Source organism: Microseira sp. BLCC-F43, from assembly GCF_041929235.1.
In the GTDB taxonomy this organism is placed as follows: domain Bacteria; phylum Cyanobacteriota; class Cyanobacteriia; order Cyanobacteriales; family Aerosakkonemataceae; genus Microseira.
Map to the genome: position 1 here is coordinate 1 of NZ_JBHFNP010000078.1, position 2937 is coordinate 2937.

At 45.9% G+C, this 2937-nt stretch carries 4 protein-coding genes and 1 pseudogene; 1 reads left to right on the forward strand and 4 read right to left on the reverse strand.

Going from position 1 to position 2937, the window contains the following annotated elements; all coding sequences use genetic code 11:
• The 4 genes and pseudogenes from ACE1CM_RS12275 to ACE1CM_RS12290 form a co-directional block, all read right to left on the reverse strand.
• Positions 1 to 853, reverse strand: an 853-nt coding sequence (locus ACE1CM_RS12275) for an ABC transporter ATP-binding protein (RefSeq protein ID WP_374877761.1), incomplete at its 3' end; no start/stop codon positions are given.
• An 11-nt stretch (positions 854 to 864) separates the two neighbouring features.
• On the reverse strand, positions 865 to 1239 hold the full coding sequence (locus ACE1CM_RS12280; protein WP_374877763.1) for an ABC transporter permease: 375 nt from the start codon (positions 1237 to 1239) through the stop codon (positions 865 to 867).
• Between the two features lie 123 nt (positions 1240 to 1362).
• Positions 1363 to 2127 (reverse strand): annotated as a pseudogene (locus tag ACE1CM_RS12285) (ABC transporter permease); the annotation flags it as partial.
• 394 nt (positions 2128 to 2521) lie between these two features.
• Complete coding sequence (locus ACE1CM_RS12290) at positions 2522 to 2704, reverse strand: hypothetical protein (RefSeq protein WP_374877760.1); 183 nt, start codon at positions 2702 to 2704, stop codon at positions 2522 to 2524.
• Positions 2705 to 2794: 90 nt separating this feature from the next.
• Between ACE1CM_RS12290 and ACE1CM_RS12295 the strand changes: the two genes are divergently transcribed.
• On the forward strand, positions 2795 to 2937 hold a 143-nt coding region (locus tag ACE1CM_RS12295; protein ID WP_374877764.1), incomplete at its 3' end, for a helix-turn-helix domain-containing protein.

The window sequence follows — 2937 nt, forward strand, 5'->3', positions numbered from 1 at the left end:
GGTGATGCTTTTGCCGATGCAATCGCGCAATTCGACCCGGATGGCTACCGCTGGAAATGGCACGAGGGGAAGTTTTATTATGGGATTGCGCCTGGTGCAGTTGATGACAATGGCTCAAAGGCGATCGCTGTCTACGATTGACCTCAAAATGCGGAAGTAAATTGTTACATTGAAGCGGATAATGTTCTGATACGTTCACCACATACCCATCTTGAACGCGAATGATGCGTTTGGTTTGAGCGGCGATGTCGGGTTCGTGGGTAACCAGAATGATCGCAATCCCTTGCTGATTCAATTCGGCGAACAGATTCATCACATCTTGCGAGGTTTGAGTATCCAATGCGCCTGTCGGTTCGTCGGCTAATACTAACGCCGGACGATTGACTAAGGCACGCGCGATCGCCACTCGTTGTTGTTGTCCCCCAGATAACTGACTCGGACGGTTATTCATCCTTTCGCCCAAACCAACTCTAATTAGGGCTTGCTTCGCTCTTTCTCGACGTACCGACTTTGGCACGTTGGCATAAATCATTGGCACCATCACATTTTCCAAGGTAGTGGCGCGGGGCAGTAAATTAAATTGTTGAAACACAAATCCAATCCTTTGATTGCGGACGTATGCCAGTTCATCGTCGTTAAATGTCGTGAGGTCGCTGCCTTCAAATACATAATGTCCGCTCGTAGCGCGATCGAGACAGCCGATAATATTCATCAGCGTCGATTTTCCCTCGCCGGAGGCGCCCATAATCGCCACGTATTCGCCTTCTTCAATTGATAAATTAATACCTTTGAGAACCGGAACGGTAATTTCTCCCAGTTTATAGGTTTTGGTAATGCCTTCGATCCAAATCATCGTTGCCACAATCAATCGCTCCTTAGTGCTGCAATTGGGTCAAGGTTGGCGGCATTGCGGGCAGGAATTACCCCGGCGACGAGTCCGACTGCGGTTGATAATCCAAATCCGATCGCAACTGACAACCCGGAAACCACAAAGGGAAATTTGAAAATCATAGACCCGCCAAAAGCGATCGCAATCCCCGTGCCTGCGCCAATGATGCCGCCAATTGTGGAGATGGCGTGAGCTTCGACTAAAAATTGCGTCAAAATCGCCGATTTCGTCGCCCCCAAGGCTTTGCGAATCCCGATTTCCCGCGTGCGTTCGACTACAGAAACCAACATAATATTGGCAATGCCGATGCCGCCGACTACAAGGGAAATGCCTGCGATCGCCACCACCATAATCGTCAGGAATCCCACCGTATTAGAAAATGCGTTGATTAAATCGGCTTGGTTCCTGACGCGGAAGTCATCATTGTCAGGTTTGTCAATGTTATGCCGCAAGCGCAACAAATTTGTCACCTGAAACCGGGCGGCATTCAGCGCAGTTTGATTTTCGCCTTTGACCCAAATTGTATTTACTGAAACTCCAGTCAGCGCGTTATTTCCCACAATCCGCGACGACATGCTCGTCAGCGGAATAAAAATTGCATCATCTCGATCCATCGGCGCTTGACTGCCTTTGGGTTCCATAATACCGATCACCTGGTAAAGCTCGCCTTGGATGCGAATTTTTTCACCCAATCCCGTGTTATTGCCAAATAGTTTCTGTTGCACCGTGGTTCCAACAACTGCAACTTGAGCCGACTCTTTCAGCTCTTCTTGCGAGAAATAGCGTCCGATTTGAGGATAAACGTTACGCGCATCTGGATAGTTTAAGTCAGTACCGTAAATCGTGGTATTTGTATTTGTGCCGCCATAAACTACTTGTGCTTGACGCTGTAAACTGGCGGAAACAACTTTAGCAGAAGGCGCTTCTTGAGCAATAGCTTTGGCATCTTCCCACGTCAAAGTACTAATCGATCCAGCACTTCCCACGATGTTGCCGCTGCGAGCAGCACCGGGCGAAATTTGCAACACATCGGTTCCCAAAGATTGGATTTACTGTTCCACGCTTTTTTGAATTCCTTGTCCGATTGAGGTAATTGAAATTACCGATCCAATGCCAATAATTACTCCTAACATCGTCAATCCTGTACGCAGTTTATTACTCCACAACGCTTCTGTGGCAATTCTTACTACTTCGCTAAAGGCAACTTGCTGCGTTAATTTTCCGCTTGACTTTTTCATATCCACACTGAAAAGATTTATCAACTTTTATGCTCTAATTACCAACTTCTGCTATAATCCCGTCAAACATGCTTTTATAAGCTTTATATATGCAAATAAGATTTTTGATTTAAACATCCGATCGTTGGGTCGCTTAACATTGTCATAATTTGATGACATTTAAAAAAGTGACATACGAATTGACAATAGTTTCAGAGGGTGGTAAATAAGAATGTTGGAGAGGTATGTCAAAAAAAACAGCAAGCTTGAAACCCTTGCAAATGCGTTGGTAAATTTTTGGCTGATATTGCAAACTTAACAGTAACCAAGTTGTTGAATACTGTACGGTTGACAATCGGTTAAGTTTGTACAGGGGGAGTATACAGAGTTTTTGCATAAAAGTAGCATCCTAAAATCAGGGAGGGGGAGGAGGATTATTTCCAGTATTTCCACTATTTCTGGATGAGTTGCGATTGTTGCGGTTCATACCGGGCAATGGACTGCGGGCGTCGGATTTTGGCTCCATTCCGGGTGGAAAACTGATTAAGACTTGTTCGGTGCCGGTGAGACCAGATTTGACTTGGGTGCGATCGCCCACGGTGATGCCAATTTGAATCGGTTTGAAGGCAGGTTTATCTTTTTGTGGGGGTCTGGGGGAGCTATAAGACCCACGCCATAATTTTTATAAATCGCTCAAGAGCAGCAATTCGTTGAGTGGATGGATATCTGTCGTCGTGCCTACAACTATGCGCTTCGAGAGATAAAAGATTGGTGCGATAGTCGTAAGTGTTCCATTGATAAATGCTCTCTGGAAAAAGAGTACATCCTCTC

What these genes read in the sequence shown, in the direction of transcription:
- ACE1CM_RS12280 (WP_374877763.1), bottom strand. Translation starts at nt 1,239, where the DNA reads ATGGTGGTGGCGATCGCAGGCATTTCCCTTGTAGTCGGCGGCATCGGC.